Genomic DNA, 15326 nt, shown 5'->3' on the forward strand with positions numbered 1-15326 from the left:
GGGCATGCGAGATCGCCGTAAAAGCGGATTGTTCTCCCATCTCATGGCTTTGTCGGTGCATGTTCCCGGCACATGCCCGCAACACGTGTCACGGTCGCGCACCTCATCAGACAAAACCGGACGGATACCGCTCACCTGCACCCTCCCCGAACGGAGTAGCCCGGTAAGCCAGTAACATGCGGCGCCATGAGCACCCCCACTGGGCCCGCGTCCGGCCTGCCTGTACGAATGCCGCGACCCCGCCAGCCCGGACGGCACCGCCGACCGGAACCGCTGGTGGCTCCCGAGGGTGCGCCCGCGCTCGCCCTCGCGGTGCCCGGTGCGCCCAGCGCCGCCACGCGCGCCCTCGCCGAGGAGGTCGTGAGCATCGCCCGCTCCGAGCTGCCCGGTCTGGACGCCCGGATCGGCTACCTGGACGGGGACGACAGCGAGTACCCCTCGCTCCGGTCCGTGCTCGTGGGCGCGGCCGAGGAGCGCACGGCCCGTTACGAGCAGGCCGTCGCCGCCGGGGTCGAAGGGGTCAAGGAACCCGACGGCCCGGTCGCCGTCGTGGTCCCGCTGCTGGCCGGTCCGGACAGCGCCCTGCTGCGGCAGATCCGCCAGTCCGTGATGGACAGCCGGGTCGCCGCCGAGCTGACCGACGTCCTCGGCCCGCACCCGCTGCTCGCCGAGGCCCTGCACGTGCGGCTGTCCGAGGCGGGCCTCGCCCGGGCCGACCGCGCGCGCCTGTTCACCGTGGCCACCGCGGCGGACGGCATCGTCCTGGCGTCCGTGGGCGGCGAGGAGGCGGTGCAGGCGGCCGGGATCACCGGCATGCTGCTCGCCGCGCGCCTGGCCGTGCCGGTGATGGCGGCGGCCCTGGACCAGGAGGGCTCGATCTCCTCCGTCGCCGAGCAGCTGCGTTCCGCGGGCTCGCAGCAGCTGGCGCTGGCGCCGTACCTGATCGGTCCGGAGATCGACCCCGCGCTGCTCGCCGCGGCCGCCGAGGAGGCGGGCTGCTCCACCGCCGAGCCGCTCGGCGCGTACCCGGCGATCGGCAAGCTCGCCCTCGCCAAGTACACGACGGCGCTGGGCATCACCCCGCAGCAGGCGCAGGGCATGCCGGTCCGCTGACCCGCACCCGCACCACCGGCACCCCGTACGACCCAGGGCCCGCTCCCCACCCGGAGCGGGCCCTTCGCCCTGCCCGGCGAATCCACCGTGAGCCGGCCGGGGAGGAGACGGTTGTGCTGGGCCGCGGCGCTCAGCCGAAGACGACGCAGGAGGCCGCGGTGACGGGCACCGAGCCTTCGTAGCGGGGCAGCCCCGTCGCCCGGTCCACGGCGAACCAGGTCACGTCCCCGGAGCGTTCGTTGGCCGCGTAGAGGAAGCCGTCGTGTTCGGCGAGTGCGCGCGGCCAGTGCCCGCCGCAGGTCACGGTGCCGATCAGCCGGAGCGTCTCGCCTTCGACGGCGAGGACCGACAGGACGTCCTCGCCGCGCGTCGCGGTCCACACGAAGCGGCCGTCGGGGGAGACCACGATCCCGGACGGATACGCGTCGCCGGCGGGTGCCGCGGGCAGCACGGAGACCTCCGCCAGCGGCCGCAGGGCGCCGTCCTCGGCGTCCCAGCGGCACACGGTGACGGTGGGGGTGAGTTCGTTGACGACGTAGGCCAGGGAGCCGCCCGGGTGGAAGGCCAGATGGCGGGGGCCGGAGCCGGGGCGCACGGCGACCTCGCGGTGCACGCTGGGGGCGCCGTCCGCGAGGGTGCAGACGCGTACCGAGTCCGTTCCTAGGTCGACGCTGACGGCCCACCGGCCGCTGGGATCGGGCTGCACCTGGTGGGCGTGCGGGCCGCGCTGGCGCCGGTCGTGCGGGCCGGATCCGGTGTGCTGGAGCCGCCCGGACGGCTTGGCGGCGAGCGAACCGTCCGGGCGCACGGGCACGGCGGTGACGCTGCCGCAGCCGTAGTTGGCGGTCAGCACATGACCGGCGTAGAGGCAGAGGTGGGTGGGTCCGCTGCCGTCGACCGGCACGGGTGGCCCGGCGAGTTCCGGCCGGTCGCCGTCGACCCGGTAGGCGGCGACGGTGCCCTCCGCCGTCTCGCTGACCGCGTAGAGCGTCCGTCCGTCCGGCGACAGGACCAGGTAGGACGGGTCGGGCAGGTCGTTCACCGCGGTGCCGAGGAGGAGCGCGCCGCCCTCGGGGGCGACCTGCGCGGTGACCAGGCCGGGACCGCCCGCCGCCGTGAACGAGCCGATGAACGCCCGGCGTCCGCCGGGCCTGCCGTGCTGTGCCACCGCTGTCCCCTCTCGGTCGAGGCCGTCCGGGGCCGACGGTAGCAGCCGATCACGGACGGTCTAGACCAAGAGGGCCTGGCGTGGCCGGAGTTCTTTGCCCGCGGGCCCGCGCACGGCCCGGTGTCACACCAGGAGGCCGCCCCGGACCATCCCTTCCGAGCGATCCCGCACCGGACCGGCTCAGGCCCCCACCAGCGGCGAGCCCGCGGACGCGCGCAGGGGCTCGGCCAGGTCGGCGAGGGCCCGCTCGAGGCCGTGCAGGTGGACCAGTGCGGGCTCGGCCGGCGGTTCGGCGGGGCTGCCGAGGGCGTCCGGGCGGCCCTCGGTCAGCGCCTCGACGGCGGCCTCGACGCGCCAGCAGGCCGCCGCAAGCCGGGCGTCGTGGGAGGCCACGGGGTCGGCGGCGACCGCGACCAGGCCGCGGACCTCGCGGGCGCAGTCGTCGAGGAGGGCGAGGACCCGGCGGGCGCGCCGCTTGCGGGCCGGCATCGGGTTCAGCGGGTGCACCAGCGGGGCCACGGCGAGCCGGACCCGGCCGAGCAGCTGCTCCAGTTCGGCGACGCGGGGCGCCGGGTCGGCCGTGGTGGAGCCCGCGAGCCGGGCGGCGGCCTCGGCCGTGCAGGCGTGCACACAGCGCAGGGCGCGCCCGATCCAGGCGTCCGTGACGGCGTGCGTGGTGACCGGCAGCACCAGCAGCACGGCGAGCGCGGCGCCGAGCGCGCCCACGCCGGTCTCGGCGAGCCGCAGCCCGAGCAGGCCGGGGCTCAGGACGCCGAACAGGCCGTAGAGCAGTTCGGCGAGCAGCGTCACGCAGAGCATCATCCAGGTGTAGGAGACGGCAGCCGTGTAGAAGATGCCGAAGACGGCGACGGCGATCAGGAGGGCGGTCGGGACCGGTGCGCCGCCCAGCGGGAGGGCGACGAGGAAGCCCAGGCCGATGCCGATCACGGTGCCGAGGACCCGGCGGAAGCCGCGCACCAGGGTCTCGCCGCGCGAGGTGGTGTTGACGAAGATCCACCATGTGGCGCCCACGGCCCAGTACCAGCGCTGTCCGGACACCAGCTCGCCGACGACCAGCGCGAAGCCCGCGCCGGCGGTCGCCTGGACGGCCTGCCGCGTGGTCACCCGGGCGAGCGGGCGCCCGGCGGGCGAGGGGCGTTTCCCCGCCCGAACGAAGCCGGGAGTGGGGGACGGTATGACGGCCGGGGGCAGCCGGCGCTCGTAGCACCACACGCCGAAGCGCACCGCGGCGGCGCTGAGCACGGACAGCACGACGGCGGCGTACAGCTCGGGCAGCTGGGCGGGAGTGGCGTGCACGAACTGGGCCATGAAGAAGGTCATGAAGGCGAACACGCCGAGGCTGTGCCCGCGCGGGCCCCAGCGGCGCGCGTACACCCCGGCGCCGACGACGGCCAGGAAGACGAGGTCACGCACGACGGGCAGGGTGTGCAGCTCGGCCGCGGCGGCGAGCACGGGCAGGCCCACGACGGGCAGCAGCGCCGTGGTGACGGCCTGCCCGCGCACGGACGCGTCGGTGACGGTGAACAGGGCGAGCAGCGCGGCGAGCCCACCGGTCACCGCGCCGACGAGGGAGTGCCCGGCGAGGTAGCAGACGACGACCGCCAGGCCGATGCCGAGGACGGCCCGCGCGGCGAAGCGCAGCCGCGCCCGCCCCGGGTCCGGAGCCACGAACATCCTCTTCAGCACTGATGCCCTCCCCTGGAAACGACGTGGAACGACGGGGTACGTCGCACACAAAAGGCGCCGCGGGGTTCCGCAGCGCCATCGACGTGTCCATGAGAGCATCACCGGGGTCACTGGCTCAAGTGAACCCGGAATCGCTGGTCCATTGGCCCATTCACAAGGGGCATCATCGGGGTCACCGGAAGGCCAACGGACCAGGTCGGGCGGCACAGCCACCCGTGGGCGTGCTGAGCCATTGGTACAGTCGTCCATCATGGCCGTGGACGAACTCGACACCCGCATCCTGCGGCTGCTCCTGGAACAGCCGCGCACCAGCGTGCGCGAGTACGCCCGCATCCTGGGCGTCGCCCGCGGCACGCTCCAGGCCCGGCTGGACCGCATGGAACGGGACGGCGTCATCACCGGCACCGGTCCCACCCTCTCCCCCGCGGCGCTCGGCCATCCGGTGCTGGCGTTCGTGCACATCGAGGTCACCCAGGGCCATCTGGACGACGTCGGGGACGCGCTGGCCGCCGTACCGGAGATCGTGGAGGCGTTCTCGATCACGGGCGGCGGAGACCTGCTCGCCCGGGTGGTGGGGCGGGACAACGCCCATCTGGAGGACGTCATCCAGAAGCTGATCAGCCTGCCGGGCGTGGTGCGCACCCGCACGGAGGTGGCGCTGCGCGAGCGCGTCCCGCACCGGCTGCTGCCCCTGGTGGAGTCCATCGGCCGCGCGGCCCGCGCCTGACGGCGGGCATCCTGGACCGCATGAGCGACCTCGGCGCCCTCTCGGTCATCTTCGATCTCGACGGCACGCTGGTGGACAGCGAACCCAACTACTACGAGGCGAGCCGGCAGACCCTGGCCGGGCACGGTGTCCCGGACTTCACCTGGGCGGACAACGAGGCCTACGTCGGCATCGGCAACCAGGACGCGACACGGCTCTGGAAGGAACGCTACGGGCTGGCCGTGTCCGCCGAGGACCTGCTCGCCGAGCTGAACCGGCGCTATCTGGAACTGGCCCGCGTCCGCACACCGGTCTACCCGGAGATGCGCAAGCTCGTGGAACTCCTGGCGGCCGACGGCGTGCCCATGGCGGTCGCGTCGGGCTCCTCGCCCGAGGCGATCGAGGCGATCCTCGAGGGAACGGGCCTCGGGGCGTATCTGCCCACGGTGGTGTCCGCGGAGGAGGTGCCGCACGGCAAACCCGCGCCCGACGTGCTGCTGGAGGCGGCCCGGCGACTCGGCGCGGACCCCGCGGACTGCGTGGTGCTGGAGGACGCGGCACCGGGCGCGGCCGCAGCCCACGCGGCCGGCATGCGCTGCATCGCGATCCCGTACGTGGCCGCCCAGGCCGGCGCGCCCGAGTTCGCCACGGCGACGCTGCTGCTGCGCGGCGGCCAGGCGGAGTTCACGGCCCAGTCGGCGTACGCCTGGCTCCGGGCCACCGCGCGGTCCCGCTGACCGCACGCCCACGCATGCGGCCGCGGGCCGTCGTTCACGCCAGGGATGCTCCTGCGGTGCGCCGGGCGCGGTGGCTGCCTAGCGTGATCCCATGACCACAGACCGGGCCGGACCGGCCCCGCACGACCGGCGGTGGCAGGCGCTCGCCGTCTGTCTGACCGCGGCCTTCATGACCTTGCTGGACACGTCGATCGTGAACGTGGCGCTGCCCTCGGTGCAGCGCGGACTGGGCGCCAGCACGGCCGAGCTGTCGTGGGTGATGTCCGGATACGCCCTCACCCTCGGTCTGTCCCTGGTTCCGGCCGGGCGGCTCGGCGACATGCGCGGGCGGCGCCGGACGTTCCTGACCGGGCTCGCGCTGTTCACGCTCGCCTCGGCGGCCTGCGGGCTGTCCACCGGCGCGGGCTGGCTGGTGCTGTTCCGGCTGGTGCAGGGGGCGTCGGCGGGACTGATCGCGCCGCAGACGTCGGCGCTGATCCAGCAGATGTTCCAGGGCCCGGAGCGAGCCCGCGCGTTCGGGCTGATGGGCAGCACCATCGGCATCTCCACGGCGGTCGGCCCGCTGGCGGGCGGCCTGCTGATCGAGGCGGCCGGCGGACCGGAGGCCTGGCGCTGGGTGTTCTACGTCAACCTGCCCCTCGGGGCCGCCGTGTTCTGCGCGGGACTGCGGCTGCTGCCCCGCTCCCCCGGCTCGCCGGGCAGACGCGAGTGCTTCGACGTGCCGGGCGTGCTGCTCCTCGGCTCGGGCGTGCTCGCCCTGATGCTGCCACTGGTGCAGGAACAGCAGTGGCACGGCCGGCTGAAGTGGGCCCTGCTTCCGGCCGGCGCCGGGCTGCTGGCCGCGTTCTGGGCGTGGGAGCGGCGCCAGGTGCGCCGCGAACGGGCTCCCCTGATCGATCTGCGGCTCTTCCAGCTGCGCTCCTTCTCGCTGGGCGCCCTGCTGAGCCTCGTGTACTTCGGCGGCTTCACCACGCTGTTCTTCGTCTACACGCTGTTCCTGCAGAACGGCCTCGGCTACGGGGCGCTCGCGGCGGGCCTGTCGTCCATGCCGTTCGCGGCGGGCTCGGCGCTCGGTGCGGCGGCCGGCGGCCGGCTGGTGGTGCGCTTCGGGCGCAGGCTGGTCATCGCCGGGCTGTGCACGGTGACGGCCGGCATGCTCGGCGCCGTCGCGGCCGTGCACTGGGTGCCGGGACGCGGCGTGGCCTGGGCGGCCGCGCTTCCCCTGCTCGTCGCCGGGATCGGCTCGGGACTGACCATCTCCCCCAACACCACGCTCACCCTGTCCCTCGTGCCGGTCCGGCGCGGCGGCGCCGCGGGCGGCGTGCTCCAGACCGCCCAGCGCATCGGGTCCGCGGCCGGCGTCGCCGTGGTGGGCTCGGTGTACTTCGCCCACCTCGGCCACCACGGCGCCCCCGCCACTGCGCTCCAGTACGGCCTGCTCACGTCCGTCGCCATCATCCTGCTGGCCCTGTCCCTGGCCTACGCCGATCTGCGGGAACGCCGGGTCCGCCCGCAGCTGGAGCCGGCGCGGGAGAGCGTGTAGGGGGCTGCCTGCACTGGGCGCGCGATCCGGCGGGGCCCGGCCTCAGGGATGTCGCCGGGCCCTCAGGACCTGCGGCGGGGCTTGCCCCGCTTGGGGGCCTGCTTGGACCCCGCGCCGCGCGTGCCGCCACCGGCCGCACGCGCGCGCGGGGTGCGGCCCGCGTTCTTCGGCGCCGGCTTCTGCCGGGCGTCCTTCGGTTCGGAACGCTTCTGCTTCTGCTCGGCCGCCGGCTGGGTACGGCCCCGGGTGCTGTTGACGGTGCGGCCGCGGACGATGCCGATGAAGTCCTCCACCAGGTCGGTGGTGGCGTGCTCCGGCCAGGACAGGGCGACGCCGGACTGGGGGGCGTCGGTGACCGGACGGTAGGTGAGGTCCCTGCGGTGGTAGAGGCGGGCCAGGGACTGCGGGACGACCAGCAGGCCGACGTTCGCGGCCACCAGCTCGATCGCGTCCGGTGTCGTCGCGGGGCGTTCGAAGGCGGGCTCGCCGGGCGGGGCGTCCCAGTCGAAGACGTCGTCCAGGGGATGGAAGAGCACCTCGTCGGCGAGGTCGGCCAGGGTCACCTCGTCCGCGGCCGTGATCAGGTGGTCCTTGGGGACGACGACCACCGTGGTCTCGGTGTACAGGGGGATCGCGCTGAAGAACGTACGGTCCACGGGGAGCCGTACGAGGCCCGCGTCCGCCTCCCCGGCCCGCAGCACGCCCGGTGCCTCGGCGGCGGGCACCTGGACGAGAGTGAGCGGTATGTCCGGCAGGCGCTCGTTCCAGATCCTCACCCATTTGGCGGGCGTCACTCCGGGTACGTACGCGAGCCGGAAGGACGGTGATTCCTCCGAGCCTGTCACCAGGCCAGGTTACCGGCCGTGGTCGGCCGCCCCGCACGCGGCCGATACCTTAGGGTTCATAAGTTCGCAGCAGAGCACCCAGACGATGAAGCCCGCGACCGCGGCGAAGAAGCTGGGTGTGTACCTCCCCGCCACCCCCGCGTCGTTCCAGGAGGGCGGCGTCACACGCGCCGAGCTGCACGAACTGCAGGCGAACCCGCCGGAGTGGCTGAGCGAACTGCGGCGCAACGGCCCCCACCCGCGTCCGGTGGTCGCCGCGAAGCTCGGCGTGTCGATCGCCGGCCTCGCGCGGGGCGGCGTGACCGAGCCGCTGACCACCGGGCAGATCGAGGAGCTGAAGCAGGAGCAGCCCGAGTGGCTGGTCAGGGAGCGCGCCACCCAGGCCGAGGTCCGCAAGGAGGCCGCGCGGATCAAGCAGCGGAACAAGGAGAAGCAGGAGCGCGCCGCTCGCCGCAGCTGATCATCCCCCGCCCCTCAAGGATCGTTTCCCCCTACGCCCTCCGGCTACCCGGAGGGCGTTGTCGGTGGCCTGCCCTGCTGTTCCGGTCGCGCAATCGGGAGGGGGCAAGGTTGACGGTTACGGCACCGGGCGGGCCGCCGCTCCCCCGCGTCGGCGGCCCGCCGGACTCCCGTCCGCCGCGGGCCGGTGCCGTCGGGTTGCAGTGTGCACCGGCCGGGGGCCGCGAGAGTATGCGTACAAGTACGTACGCGGACGCGCAAGAAGGGCCGCCGCGAGAGAGCCGGAGAGGAACAGGTGGCGCTGGAGAGGGCTTACGAACGGATGACGGCGGTCGCGGTGGCGGCGCTGCACGAGCGGGAGCCCGCGCGTCTGTGGCCGATGCTCGCCGGTGCCCTGGCGGACCTGTGCGGCGGTGAGGCGGTGCTCCACAAACTCGACGACTGGAGCGAGGACACGGGCACGATCGGTGCGGCGCCCGGCGCCGTCGCCGCCGAGCTGGAGCGGCTCGGGGAAGCGGACCTGGCCCTGCTGCGCGCGGGCTACCCGTTGGCCCAGCACTACGCGAGAAGCACCGACCGGACGCCGGTCACCGCACGGCGGACCGCGGGACGCGGCTGGCCGGACAGCGCGACGGCACGGCTGCTGGACACGGCCCTCGGCGTCGACCATGTGCTGGGCGTGCCGCTCCCCGAGAGCACCACGCCGATCACCGGATGCCTGGTCTATCGCACCGGCACGGACTTCACCGACGACCATCTCGCGATGGCGCAGCGCGCGCAGCCGCTGCTGGCCGCCGTCGAGCGGCAGCGGCAACTGCTTCAGGAGTGGCGGCGCCGGCTCGGCCGGGGCGCCGCGCCGGACGAGCGGGCGGCGGACTGCGCGCTGACGCCCCGTGAGACGACCGTCCTGCTGCTGCTCAGCGAGGCGCTCACCGCCGACGCGATCGGGCGCCGCCTCGGCATCTCCATCCGCACCGTGCACAAGCACGTCGAGAACATCTACCGCAAGCTGGGCACCCGCGACCGTCTGGGCACCGTGCTGAGGGCCCAGCAGCTGGGCCTGGTGCCGTCGTCCGGGGCACCGTGAGCCTCGTCCCGGCCGGCCCTCGGCACGGCGAGCGGCCCCGACCCGGCCGTACCAAGACCCCCGTCGCATCGGCCGGCCGCATCCGACAGGCAGCCGGGACCGCACCGGCGCGAACCCGGTCAACCCAGGAAGCTCAGCCGTACCTTGCGGTCGGGGTTGTCCTTGTTGGTGTCGACCAGGCAGACCGACTGCCAGGTGCCCAGCTCCAGGCGGCCGCCGATCACCGGGAGGGTCGCGTGGGGCGGGACGATGGCCGGGAGGACGTGGTCGCGGCCGTGGCCGGGGCTGCCGTGGCGGTGCTGCCAGCGGTCGTCGGCGGGAAGCAGGGTGTGCAGGGCGGCGAGGAGGTCGTCGTCGCTGCCGGCGCCCGTCTCGATGAGGGCGATGCCGGCCGTGGCGTGCGGGACGAAGATGCTGAGCAGACCGTCGCGGCCGGCCGCCGCCTCACGCAGGAACTCCTCGCAGTAGGTGGTGAGATCCACCACGCGTTCCCGGGAACCGGTGGTGACGTGCAGCAATCGAGTGGTGAAGGCTTCTGGCATGCCCCCATCCTGACCCATACGCCGGGTTTCACACCCTGCGGCGCGTGCAGTTCGGCGAGACGGGCGGTCCACAAGACGAGACGCCGTTGACCCTGACAGGGCCATCTGGCTACTTTCTGCCGCATGTTGCGTTCAGCCCTGCTCACCACGCGCGGTCACATCGACCTGCTGCGGGTGGCCTCCGCCGCGTGTCGCAGCGGCCGCTGACGCCTTTCCCCTCTCCTCTTCGGGCTCCGGTGCCCCACCCCTTGTCCCGGCCTGCCCGCTGAGGCGGGCATGACGTGACTCGGGCCGGCGTGCGAGCCGGATCCCGCATCCCCGTACCGTTCTCCCCTCCGTGGAGCAGCCATGAGCATCAGCCATGCCCCACCCAGCACTCCCGAACCGGATATTTCCGGTATATCCAAGTCTGGCGACACCGGTTCAGAGCGATCCGACGGCGCCTCCGCCGTGCGGCCCCTCGACGCCACTTCCCTCCGTCTCCAGCCCGTCGTCCCCGCCTCCACCCGGCGCCTGGGCGTCCCCCGCTGGCTGCGCCGTACCGCGGGCCCCCTCCTGCTCCTCGCCCTGTGGCAACTCCTCAGCGCCACCGGCGTCCTGACCGCCGACGTGCTCGCCTCGCCGGGCCGGATCGCCCAGGTCGGCTGGGATCTGGTCAGCGACGGTTCGCTGCCGTCGGCGATGGGGACCTCGCTGCGGCGCGTGGCGTTCGGGCTGCTGTTCGGGACCGTGACCGGCACCGGACTCGCCCTGGTCTCGGGGCTGTTCCGGATCGGCGAGGACCTGGTGGACGCGCCGGTGCAGATGCTGCGGACGGTGCCGTTCGTCGGTCTCATCCCGCTGTTCATCATCTGGTTCGGCATCGGCGAGGCCCCGAAGATCGCCATCATCACGCTCGGTGTGACCTTCCCGCTCTATCTCAACGTGTACGCCGGGATCCGCGGGGTCGACGCCCAACTCATCGAGGCCGGCGAGTCGTTGGGGCTCTCCCGCTGGGGTCTGATACGGCACGTCGTGCTGCCGGGCGCGCTGCCCGGCGCGCTCACCGGACTGCGCTACTCGCTCGGCATCGCCTGGCTCGCACTGGTCTTCGCCGAGCAGGTCAACGCCGACGCCGGCATCGGCTTCCTGATGGTGCAGGCCCGGGACTTCCTGCGCACCGACGTGATCGTCGTCTGCCTGATCGTCTACGCCTTCCTCGGCCTGCTCGCCGACTTCATCGTCCGCTCCCTCGAAAGGCTGCTGCTGCAATGGCGACCGACGTTCACCGGCCGGTGACCGAACACGCCGTCCATGTCGAGGGACTGACCCGCGCCTTCGACGGCCGTACCGTCATCGACGACCTCCGGCTGGACATCGCCCCGGGCGAGTTCGTCGCCCTGCTCGGCCGCAGCGGCTGCGGCAAGTCGACGCTGCTGCGCATCCTGGCCGGCCTCGACCGCGACATCCAGGGCACCGCGCTGGTCCCGCGCCGCAGGGCCGTCGCCTTCCAGGCGCCCCGGCTCATGCCCTGGAAGAAGGTCTGGCGCAATGTGCTGCTCGGTCTGCCCGGCAAGCCGGAACGCGCCCTCGCCGAGCGGGCGTTGGACGAGGTCGGCCTCGGCCACCGCAGGGACGCCTGGCCGAAGACCCTCTCCGGCGGCGAGGCACAGCGCGCCTCCCTCGCCCGCGCCCTGGTGCGCGAACCCGATCTGCTGCTGCTCGACGAGCCGTTCGGCGCCCTCGACGCGCTCACCCGGATCAGGGCGCAGCGACTGGTCGGGGAGGTGTGGCAGCGCCGTGGCTGCGCGGTGCTGCTGGTCACGCACGACGTGGAGGAGGCCGTGCTGCTCGCCGACCGGGTCCTGGTGATGGACGGCGGCCGTATAGCGCACGAGCAGCGCATCGACCTCGACCGGCCGCGCGAGATCACCGATCCCCGCTTCGCCGCGCTCCGCGCCGGCCTGCTCGAACGGCTCGGCGTCAGCACCGCCGCCGAAGCCGCCTGAACCCCCTGGACTCCCGCACATGAACGGAACCGCCATGCGACGACTCGTCCCCGCCGCCCTGCTCCTCCCCCTCACGCTCCTGCTCTCCGCCTGCGGCGGGAACTCGGCCGCCGACACCGGCACGGGCACCGGCTCGGGCACCGACGGAAAGGGGTCCGTCACGCTCGACGTCGGTGACCAGAAGGGCGGTTCGGAGGCCGTTCTGCGCGCCGCCGGTGAGCTGAAGAACCTGAACTACAAGATCAAGTGGTCGACGTTCACCTCCGGCCCGCCCCTGCTGGAGGCCGTCAACGCGGGCGCCGTCGACATCGGCGGCGTCGGCAACACCCCACCCGTCTTCGCCGCCGGGGCCGGCTCGAAGATCTCCGTGGTGGCGGCCTGGCACGGCACCTCCAGGGGTGACACGATCCTCGTACCGAAGGGCTCCCGGCTGACCAGGACGACGCAGCTGAAGGGCAGATCCGTCGCCGTGGCCCAGGGTTCGTCGGCGCACTACCAGCTGGTCGCCTCCTTGAAGGCGGCAGGGCTGAGCCTGTCCGACGTCCACGTCAAGTACCTCCAGCCGGCCGACGCGCTCGCCGCGTTCACCTCCGGCAAGGTCGACGCCTGGGCGGTGTGGGACCCGTACACCTCGCAGATCCTCCAGGCGAATCAAGGGCGCGTGCTGACCACCGGTGAGGGCGTCACCAACGGGCTCACCTTCCAGGTGGCCGCGCCGGCCGCCCTCGAGGACCCGAAGAAGGCCGCCGTCATCAAGGACTACCTCGCCCGGCTGCGGCGGGCGACGGCCTGGGCCGACGACCATCAGCAGGCGTGGGCCAAGGTGTGGGCGAAGGACACCGGGCTGCCCTACGACGTGGCGCTCGCCTCCGTGCGGCGCACCAACTCCACCCGAGTCGCCGTCGCCGTCGACAAGCCGCTCGTCTCCTCCGAGCAGCAGATCGTCGACGCCTTCGCCGGTTTGAAGCTGATCCCGAAGAAGGTGGACTTCGGCGACTTCGTGGACACGCGCTACAACGGCGGCCTGCCGCCGTCGACGACCCCGGCCAAGGGCTGAGAACCAGCTCGAGAAGAAGGAGAACGGCGGCATGACCGTACGACTGCACTGGTTCCTGCCGACCGGGGGCGACGGCCGCACCCTGGTGGACCGGCACGCCTACGGCCCGAACGACGCACGCAAGGCGGCCGGGGTACGGGCCCCGGACATCGCGTATCTCGCGCAGATCGCCAAGGCCGCCGAGCGGCTGGGCTTCGAGGCGGTGCTGACGGCGACCGGCACCTGGTGCGAGGACGCCTGGCTGACCACGGCCGCCCTCGCGCAGCACACCGAGCGGCTGAAGTTCCTGGTGGCGTTCCGGCCCGGACTGCTCTCGCCGACGCTGGCCGCGCAGATGGCGGCCACCTATCAGCGGGTGACGCGCGGGCGGCTGCTGCTCAATGTGGTGACCGGCGGCGACTCCGCGGAGCAGCGGCGGTTCGGCGACCATCTCGACCACGACAGGCGGTACGAGCGCACGGACGAGTTCCTGTCCGTGGTGCGCGGAGTGTGGCGCGGGGAGCCGTACGACTTCCACGGCGCCCACTACCAGGTCGAGGGCGGACTGACCGCGCTGCCGCCCGACCCGGTGCCGCAGCTGTTCTTCGGCGGTTCCTCGGCGGCGGCCGGGCCGGTGGCCGCCCGGCACGCGGATGTGTATCTGACCTGGGGCGAACCGCCCGCCCAGGTGAAGGAGAAGATCGACTGGATCCGCTCGCTCGCGGAGCGCGAGGGGCGCACGGTGCGCTTCGGAATCCGGTTGCACACGATCTCCCGGGACTCCTCGGCGGAGGCCTGGGCGACGGCGGACCGGCTGCTCGACGATCTCGACGCCGACACGATCGCCGCCGCGCAGGCCGCGCTCGGCCGCAGCGAGTCGGTGGGGCAGCGGCGGATGCTGGCGCTGCACGGCGGCTCCCGGGACCGGCTGGAGATCCACCCCAACCTCTGGGCGGGGGTCGGTCTGGTGCGCGGCGGCGCCGGCACCGCACTGGTCGGCAGCCACGCCGAGGTCGCCGACCGCATCGAGGAGTACCACGCCCTCGGCGTCGAGCACTTCGTCCTCTCCGGATATCCCCATCTGGAGGAGGCGTACTGGTTCGGCGAGGGCGTCGTCCCGGAGCTGTCCGCCCGCGGCCTGCTGGACCGTACGGCGTCCCCGGCGGCCGGGAACGGAAGCGGGAGCGCCGCGCCACTGCTGGTGTCCAGCGGCCGCTGAACGGGATCCGTCGGTTCCCGGTTCCCGGTTCCCGGGAAGATCCACGCCCGCACCCCGGTTAGTAGAAAGGTGAACGAATCGCGTGAGGTCGAGGTCGTCGTCATCGGCGCCGGGCAGGCCGGGCTGTCCAGTGCCTTTCATCTGCGGCGCACCGGCTTCGAGCCGGGTCGCGACTTCGTGGTCCTCGATCACTCCCCCGCGCCGGGCGGCGCCTGGCAGTTCCGGTGGCCCTCACTGACGTACGGCAAGGTGCACGGGATGCACGCGCTGCCCGGGATGGAGCTGACCGGCGCCGATCCCGCGCGGCCCTCGGCGGAGGTGATCGGTGAGTACTTCGACCGCTACGAGCGCACCTTCGACCTGCGCGTGCGCCGGCCCGTGGACGTAGGGGCGGTGCGCGAAGGAGCCGGTGGGCGGCTGCTCGTGGAGACCTCGGACGGCTCCTGGTCGGCGCGGGCGCTGATCAACGCGACCGGCACCTGGGACCGTCCGTTCTGGCCGCGCTATCCCGGTCAGGAGACCTTCCGCGGGCGGCAGTTGCACACCGCGCGGTACGCCGGGCCGGAGGAGTTCGCCGGCCGGCGGGTGGTCGTCGTGGGCGGCGGCGCCTCGGGCACGCAGCACCTGCTGGAGCTGGCCCCGTACGCGGCCGCCACGACCTGGGTCACCCGGCGTCCTCCGGTGTTCCGCGAGGGGCCGTTCGACGAGGAGGCGGGCCGTGCGGCCGTCGCGCTGGTCGAGGATCGGGTGCGGCAGGGGCTTCCGCCGCGCAGTGTGGTCTCGGTCACCGGGCTGCCCCTGAACGACGCCGTCCGGCAGGGGCTCGCGGACGGTGTCCTGAACCGGCAGCCGATGTTCGACCGGATCACTCCGGACGGCGTGGCATGGGACGACGGCCGGCACGTCACCGCCGACGTCATCCTCTGGGCGACGGGGTTCCGGGCCGCACTGGACCACCTGCGTCCGCTGCGGCTGCGGGAACCGGGCGGCGGGATCCGGGTCGAGGGCACCCGGGTGGTGTCCGACCCGCGGGTCCATCTCGTCGGCTACGGCCCCTCGGCCAGTACCATCGGCGCCAACCGGGCCGGCCGCGCGGCCGTCCGGGACATCAGGCGGCTGCTGGCGCAGGATGAGCCGCTCGCCGCATGACATCCTCCGATCCCGGCATCTCTTCGC

The 15326-nt window shown here is 73.4% G+C and carries 16 protein-coding genes; 12 read left to right on the forward strand and 4 right to left on the reverse strand.

Going from position 1 to position 15326, the window contains the following annotated elements:
- The first annotated feature begins 186 nt into the window (after positions 1 to 186).
- Positions 187 to 1113 (forward strand): sirohydrochlorin chelatase, encoded by a 927-nt coding sequence (locus ACGFZN_RS04390; RefSeq protein WP_393856960.1) that lies wholly within the window; start codon positions 187 to 189, stop codon positions 1111 to 1113.
- Between the two features lie 130 nt (positions 1114 to 1243).
- On the opposite strand, the gene ACGFZN_RS04395 is transcribed toward ACGFZN_RS04390, so the two are convergent.
- Entirely contained in the window at positions 1244 to 2281 is a 1038-nt protein-coding gene (locus tag ACGFZN_RS04395; RefSeq protein ID WP_393856961.1) for a lactonase family protein, read from the reverse strand.
- A gap of 180 nt (positions 2282 to 2461) precedes the next feature.
- A complete protein-coding gene (locus ACGFZN_RS04400; protein WP_393856962.1) occupies positions 2462 to 3988 on the reverse strand; it encodes an FUSC family protein in 1527 nt (508 codons plus the stop codon).
- 250 nt (positions 3989 to 4238) lie between these two features.
- Between ACGFZN_RS04400 and ACGFZN_RS04405 the strand changes: the two genes are divergently transcribed.
- From ACGFZN_RS04405 to ACGFZN_RS04415, 3 genes are all read left to right on the forward strand, one after another.
- Positions 4239 to 4715, forward strand: coding sequence for an Lrp/AsnC family transcriptional regulator (locus tag ACGFZN_RS04405; RefSeq protein ID WP_330341469.1), 477 nt, complete (start codon positions 4239 to 4241; stop codon positions 4713 to 4715).
- A gap of 20 nt (positions 4716 to 4735) precedes the next feature.
- The gene (locus ACGFZN_RS04410; protein ID WP_393856963.1) at positions 4736 to 5431 is read left to right on the forward strand and encodes an HAD family hydrolase; all 696 of its coding nucleotides are present in this window, start codon (positions 4736 to 4738) and stop codon (positions 5429 to 5431) included.
- Positions 5432 to 5522: 91 nt separating this feature from the next.
- A complete protein-coding gene (locus tag ACGFZN_RS04415; protein ID WP_393856964.1) occupies positions 5523 to 6974 on the forward strand; it encodes an MFS transporter in 1452 nt (483 codons plus the stop codon).
- Positions 6975 to 7036: 62 nt separating this feature from the next.
- On the opposite strand, the gene ACGFZN_RS04420 is transcribed toward ACGFZN_RS04415, so the two are convergent.
- Entirely contained in the window at positions 7037 to 7819 is a 783-nt protein-coding gene (locus ACGFZN_RS04420) for a LysR family substrate-binding domain-containing protein (RefSeq protein WP_393856965.1), read from the reverse strand.
- An 85-nt stretch (positions 7820 to 7904) separates the two neighbouring features.
- On the opposite strand from ACGFZN_RS04420, the gene ACGFZN_RS04425 reads away from it, so the two are divergent.
- A complete protein-coding gene (locus ACGFZN_RS04425) occupies positions 7905 to 8279 on the forward strand; it encodes a DUF5997 family protein (RefSeq protein WP_393856966.1) in 375 nt (124 codons plus the stop codon).
- Positions 8280 to 8573: 294 nt separating this feature from the next.
- The gene (locus ACGFZN_RS04430) at positions 8574 to 9365 is read left to right on the forward strand and encodes a response regulator transcription factor (protein ID WP_393856967.1); all 792 of its coding nucleotides are present in this window, start codon (positions 8574 to 8576) and stop codon (positions 9363 to 9365) included.
- Positions 9366 to 9484: 119 nt separating this feature from the next.
- Here the strand turns inward: ACGFZN_RS04430 and ACGFZN_RS04435 are convergent, their stop codons facing one another.
- Positions 9485 to 9907: a secondary thiamine-phosphate synthase enzyme YjbQ gene (locus tag ACGFZN_RS04435; protein ID WP_393856968.1), complete on the reverse strand. Its 423-nt coding sequence runs from the start codon at positions 9905 to 9907 to the stop codon at positions 9485 to 9487.
- 123 nt (positions 9908 to 10030) lie between these two features.
- On the opposite strand from ACGFZN_RS04435, the gene ACGFZN_RS04440 reads away from it, so the two are divergent.
- The 6 genes from ACGFZN_RS04440 to ACGFZN_RS04465 all read left to right on the forward strand — a co-directional run bounded on the left by ACGFZN_RS04440 (position 10031) and on the right by ACGFZN_RS04465 (position 15299).
- The gene (locus ACGFZN_RS04440; protein WP_360147178.1) at positions 10031 to 10114 is read left to right on the forward strand and encodes a putative leader peptide; all 84 of its coding nucleotides are present in this window, start codon (positions 10031 to 10033) and stop codon (positions 10112 to 10114) included.
- 141 nt (positions 10115 to 10255) lie between these two features.
- The gene (locus tag ACGFZN_RS04445; RefSeq protein ID WP_393856969.1) at positions 10256 to 11185 is read left to right on the forward strand and encodes an ABC transporter permease; all 930 of its coding nucleotides are present in this window, start codon (positions 10256 to 10258) and stop codon (positions 11183 to 11185) included.
- Positions 11158 to 11895, forward strand: coding sequence for an ABC transporter ATP-binding protein (locus ACGFZN_RS04450; RefSeq protein ID WP_393856970.1), 738 nt, complete (start codon positions 11158 to 11160; stop codon positions 11893 to 11895). Before ACGFZN_RS04445 ends, ACGFZN_RS04450 begins: the two co-directional genes overlap by 28 nt.
- A gap of 34 nt (positions 11896 to 11929) precedes the next feature.
- Entirely contained in the window at positions 11930 to 12952 is a 1023-nt protein-coding gene (locus ACGFZN_RS04455) for an ABC transporter substrate-binding protein (RefSeq protein WP_393856971.1), read from the forward strand.
- 31 nt (positions 12953 to 12983) lie between these two features.
- A complete protein-coding gene (locus tag ACGFZN_RS04460) occupies positions 12984 to 14150 on the forward strand; it encodes an LLM class flavin-dependent oxidoreductase (RefSeq protein WP_393856972.1) in 1167 nt (388 codons plus the stop codon).
- 69 nt (positions 14151 to 14219) lie between these two features.
- Positions 14220 to 15299, forward strand: a complete 1080-nt coding sequence (locus ACGFZN_RS04465) for an NAD(P)-binding domain-containing protein (protein ID WP_393856973.1) — start codon at positions 14220 to 14222, stop codon at positions 15297 to 15299.
- Positions 15300 to 15326 lie beyond the last annotated feature (27 nt).

Origin of the sequence: Streptomyces sp. NPDC048192, assembly GCF_043202415.1 — a bacterium.
Lineage (GTDB): Bacteria > Actinomycetota > Actinomycetes > Streptomycetales > Streptomycetaceae > Streptomyces.